The following is a 5,514-nucleotide window of genomic DNA, read 5'->3' on the forward strand; positions in this document are numbered from 1 at the left end:
ACCGTTTCGGGTACGGCCGAGGCGGTGGCGGAGTTTCTCGCGGTGTGTGAGGCCGAGGGGGTGCGGGCTCGGGCGGTGGAGGTGGATTACGCCTCCCACTCCCCGCTGGTGGAGACGCTGGAGGAGCCGATCCTGAAGGCGCTGGCCGGGATCGCCCCGCAGGCGGCTGAGGTGGCGTTCTACTCCACCGTCGAAGGTGAGGTGACGGGAGGCCCGGCGGACACCACGGGGTTGGATGGCGGCTACTGGTACCGCAACCTGCGTAACAGTGTGCGCTTCGACGAGACGGTGCAAAGCCTGCTGGATCAGGATCACCGGGTGTTCGTCGAGGTGAGTCCGCACCCGATCTTGGTTCCGGCGTTGGCGGCCCGGGTCGAGGCTCATGTTGAGGCTCGTGGGACGCCCGCGGTGGCGGTGGGCAGTCTGCGCAAGGATCGCGCGGAGGTAACGGCACTGGCCACGGCGGTGGCGACGTTGCATGTCCATGGACTCAGCCCCGACTGGAACGTGCTCTATCCGGCCCCGCCACTCAGCGAGCGACCGCAGCTGCCGACATATCCCTTCCAGCACCGGCGCTACTGGCTCACCCCGACGGTCGGGGCGGGTGCGTCGGCGGCAGGTCTGGAGGTGTCGGATCATCCGTTGGTGGGTGCGGTGACCGAGTTGGCCGAGCAGGGTCAGGTGGTGTTGACGGGTCGGCTTTCGCTGCGGGGGCATGCGTGGCTCGCTGACCACGCTGTGGCGGGCAGGGTGCTGGTGCCGGGTACGGCGTTTGTGGATCTGGTGCTGCGGGCTGCCGATCATGCCGGTCATCAGGTTGTCGATGAGCTGGTGTTGCGGGCGCCATTGGCATTGGGCGCCGAGGGGTCGGTGGACCTGCAGGTCATCGTCGGGGCGCCAGAGGAGGACCGGTGCGCTTTCAGCGTTCATTCCCGTCCGCACACCACGGGCGGTGGTGGGCGCGAGGGGTGGACGCTGCACGCGAGCGGATACCTGTCCCGCGTCTCATCAGATGCCTTGTCGTCCACGGTGGTGGGGTGGGCTTCGTGGCCGCCGCCGGGCGCGCAGGCTGTCTCGGTGGAGGGCTTGTACGAGCGTCTGGCCGCCGACGGCTACCAGTACGGTCCCGCGTTCCAGGCCGTGAGCGCCATCTGGCGCCAGGGCGATGACCTCTACGCCGAGGTCCGGCTTCCCGAAAGCCTCGACAGCCGCGGTCACGGCATCCATCCGGCTCTCCTCGACGCGGCGCTTCACCCTTTGGTACTGCCGACCGACACCGGTGGTGGTAGTGGTGTGCGGCTGCCGTTCGCGTTGTCGGGCATCACGTTGCACGCCACCGACGCCACGATGCTGCGGGTACGCATCACCACCGTCGACGCCGACACCGTCAGTGTCACCGCCACAGATCCCGCGGACGCGCCCGTCATCACCATCGACGCCCTCACCCTCCGCTCCAGCGACGCCGACACGCTGAACAGTGCTCCTGCCGTGGCCTCCGACGTCGGCTCGAATCTTTTCCACCTCTCCTGGACAGCGGACATCAGGCCCATGCCGGCGAATGCCGCGGCACGACGGCGGCCCCGCTGCGCTGTGCTGGCAGAGCAGAACCCGGAGCGAGCGACCGAAGTGGCCACGGCGATCGGTGCCGCCCCCGTCCACCGGGATCTGACCGCGCTGATCGACGGACCGAGCTCGATCGGCACAGAGGATCCAGAACTGGTCGTCTGGCTTCCCCCTCTCATCGACGCCGGCAGTGTCGACGTTCCGGCGGCCGTTCACGCCGTCACCGAGCAGGCTCTGAAGCTGCTGCAGGCGTGGATGGACAACCCTCGGCTGACCGACACCCGCCTGATCATCCTCACTCACCACGCCATCGCGACCGGCCCTCTGGACGGGGCGCCCGACCTTGCTCAGGCCGCTGTATGGGGACTGGTCCGCACTGCTCAGAACGAATACCCCAATCGTTTCGCGCTACTGGACACGGATCACCACGAAGCCTCCTACCGGCAGATTCGGCACCTGCTCACCCGTCACATCCTGGAGGACGAGGAAGGCCAGCTGGCCCTTCGCCAGGGTGTCGTCCACATGTCCCGACTCACCCGTGTCCGATCGGACGACATTCTCTCTCTGCCGGCTGCCGCCTCCTGGCGGCTGGACACCGTGGGTAAGGGCACCCTCGCCAATCTCGTGCTCAGCGCCGGACCGGATCCGGTCGCTCCCGGAGCCCTGCTCCAGCGAGAGTCGACCGGCGCCGAGTGTGGTTCGGCGGAAGCGGCGCGCCTCGCCACCACGGCGGACATCGCGGGCCCGGGGCCTGAGCAGGCTCTGGCCGACGGTCACATTCGTATGTGTATCCGCGCCAGCGGACTGAACTTCCGCGACGTGATGGTCGCTCTCGGCCTCGTCGGAGACGACGGTCTCGGCCTGGAGGGGGCGGGAGTCGTCACCGAGGTCGGCCCCAACGTGGACGGGCCGGCCGTCGGCGACCGGGTCATGGGGTTCATACCCGATTCGTTCGCCCCCGCTGGAGTCACGGACCAGCGCATGGTGATCCCTGTGCCTCGTCACTGGTCCTTTACCGACGCGGCTTCGGCCCCGGTGGCTTATCTGACGGCCTACCACGCCCTGTCGGAACTGGCCGAAGTCCAGGCCGGGCAGCGGGTGCTGATTCACGCGGGCGCCGGCGGAGTCGGTATGGCGGCCATCCGGCTTGCCCGGCACGCGGGGGCGGAGGTGTTCGCAACCGCAAGCCCGGCCAAGTGGCCGATCCTGCGGGAGATGGGCCTCGACGACGACCACATCGCCTCGTCCCGCAGCCTGGAGTTCAAGGCCAAGTTCCTGCAGGTGACCGGCGGCCAGGGAATGCACGTCGTACTGGACTGCCTGAAGGGCGAATTCGTCGACGCCTCGTTGGAACTGCTTCCCAACGGGGGGAGTTTCATCGAGATCGGCAAGACCGATGTACGAGACGCGGGTCAGGTCGCCGCCATGTACCCCGGCGTCGTCTACCAGGCCGTCGACCGCGCCCTCGGCGACCCCGAAGTCATTCACCGGCTGTTCACCCGCCTGGCTCCGTTGTTCGAAGACGGCACCTTGCCTGCTCTTCCCATCAGTACGTACGACATCCGGCAGGCACGCCAGGCGTTCCGGGACATGAGTCAGGCCCGCCACGTGGGCAAGATAGTGTTCACTCTCCCGAACGCGCCTGACGGCAACGGAACCGTGCTGATCACAGGGGGAACAGGGACCCTTGGTGGCCTGCTCGCCCGTCACCTGGTGACCGAGTACGGGATGAGAAACCTTCTCCTGGTCTCTCGCCGGGGTCCGGACAGCGACGGCGCCGTCGGGCTGGCCGAGGAACTGACCGAGCTCGGTGCGAGGGTCACGGTCGCAGCCTGTGACATCGCGGACCCGGCCGCACTCGCCGCTCTGCTCGACTCCATTCCTCAGCAGCACCCATTGACCGCTGTCGTGCATGCCGCCGGAGTGCTGGCCGACGCGACGGTTCCAGCGCTCACTCCTCACCATCTGCACCGGGTACTGCGCTCCAAGGTCGACGCCGCCTGGAACCTGCACCAGCAGACCCGCCATCTCGACCTGGCCGGATTCGTGCTGTTCTCGTCTCTGAGCGGTACCGTCGGCTCCCCAGGACAGGGCAACTACGCGGCCGCCAACGCCTACCTCGACGCCCTGGCCCACCACCGACGTCACCTTGGTCTTCCGGTCACGAGCCTGGCATGGGGCTATTGGCAGCCGGCCACCGGGATGACCTCCCATCTCAGCGGTAGTGACAAGTCACGTCTCGCTCGTTTCGGCTTCACCCCCATCACCGCCGAGCACGGAATGAAGCTTTACGACGCGGCGCTGGCCACGGGTCTGCCCGCACTGGCGCCGGCTCCGCTCGACCTTCGCGTCCTCACCGCGCAGTCCCGGACCGGAACACTCCCCAAGATTCTCACCAGTCTGTCGGCGACCTCCGTTCGTCGCCGTGCCGGCGACGCCGGAACCGCACACTCCTTCGCGGCCGAAATGGCCGGCCTCGGTTCCGCTGATCGGCGCGAGCGCCTGCTGCAACTCGTCCAGACCCAAGCCGTCATGGTTCTTGGACATGGCACCTCCACCTCGCTCGACCCGGAGCAACCCTTCAAGACCCTGGGCTTCGACTCCCTCACAGCCCTCGAACTCAGAAACCAGCTGGGCCACCACACCGGCCTCAAACTTCCGCCGACCCTCGTCTTCGACCATCCCAACCCGCGCGCGCTCTGTACGTACCTCGACAGCAGGTTTTCCTCTGTCATAACGAAGGAGTCCTCCGACCTTCTTTCCGAGCTCAATAGATTCGAAGCCGCCCTCGCCTCGGCAGCCCTTGACGAGGACGAAAAATTTGCGATCGAAGCCAAACTGAACGGCTTGCTCGAAGGTCTGGGCAGATCTCGGCGGCAGTCGGATGCCGTGGTCGAACACATAATGTCGGCTTCGACCGACGAGATATTCGACCTCATCGACAAGACGATTTCCTGATGTCAAGCGACACCATTATGCGGAGGTTGGCCCGGTGAGCGACCAAGAGAAGCTCGTACAGTATCTGAAAAAGGCGACGGTCGAGCTTTACGAGACCAAGCAGCGGCTTCGTGAACTGGAAACTCAGGCACACGAGCCGATCGCGGTGGTGGGGATCGGTTGCCGTTTCCCCGGCGGGGTGACGTCCGCGGCGGAGCTGTGGGACGTGGTCGAGGCGGGGAAGGAAGTGATCGGCGAGTTCCCGGTTGATCGTGGCTGGGATCTGGACCGGTTGTTCAGCTCTGATCCGGATGAGTCGGGTACGACGTATGTTCGGCGCGGTGGGTTCCTGGATGACGCGGCCGGGTTCGACGCGGAGTTCTTCGGTATCTCGCCTCGTGAGGCGTTGGGGATGGATCCGCAGCAGCGGTTGCTGTTGGAGGTCGCCTGGGAGGCGGTGGAGAGGGCGGGCATCGATCCGCGCAGCCTGGCCGGGACCCCCACCGGGGTCTTCGCGGGCATTTGGTCCCATGAGTATGGGACCGGGAGCTCCGAAGCCGTTGAGGGCTACCGGCTGACCGGAGTGGCGGCCAGTGTGGCTTCGGGGCGTATCTCCTACTTGCTGGGTTTGGAGGGGCCGGCGATCACGGTGGACACCGCGTGTTCCTCCTCGCTGGTGGCCGTGCATCAGGCCTGTCAGTCACTGCGATCAGGTGAGTGCGACCTCGCTCTGGCCGGTGGTGTCACGGTCATGGCCTCCATCGACCTTCTGGTGGACTTCGCCCGGCAGCGTGCGCTGGCGGCGGATGGCCGGACGAAGGCGTTCGGTGCCGGTGCCGACGGCATGGTGACGAGTGAGGGCGCCGGGATCGTACTGCTCGAAAGACTGTCGGACGCGCTGGCCAACAAGCATCCGATTCTGGCGGTGGTTCGTGGGTCGGCCATCAACCAGGACGGGGCTTCCAACGGTCTGACGGCTCCTCATGGTCCTTCGCAGCAGCGTGTCATTCGTGC

The 5,514-nt window shown here is 66.7% G+C and carries 2 protein-coding genes; both read left to right on the top strand.

The genetic code is table 11. The features are described 5' to 3' along the window. Window positions 1-4,521 (top strand): SDR family NAD(P)-dependent oxidoreductase (locus tag AB0K21_RS44480; RefSeq protein ID WP_364159224.1); only part of this gene is annotated, 4,521 nt, incomplete at its 5' end. 34 nt (window positions 4,522-4,555) lie between these two features. Next, a partial coding sequence (locus tag AB0K21_RS44485; RefSeq protein ID WP_364159227.1) for a beta-ketoacyl synthase N-terminal-like domain-containing protein occupies window positions 4,556-5,514 on the top strand: 959 nt, incomplete at its 3' end.

Source organism: Streptosporangium sp. NPDC049248, from assembly GCF_040678965.1.
In the GTDB taxonomy this organism is placed as follows: Bacteria; Actinomycetota; Actinomycetes; order Streptosporangiales; family Streptosporangiaceae; genus Streptosporangium; species Streptosporangium fukuiense.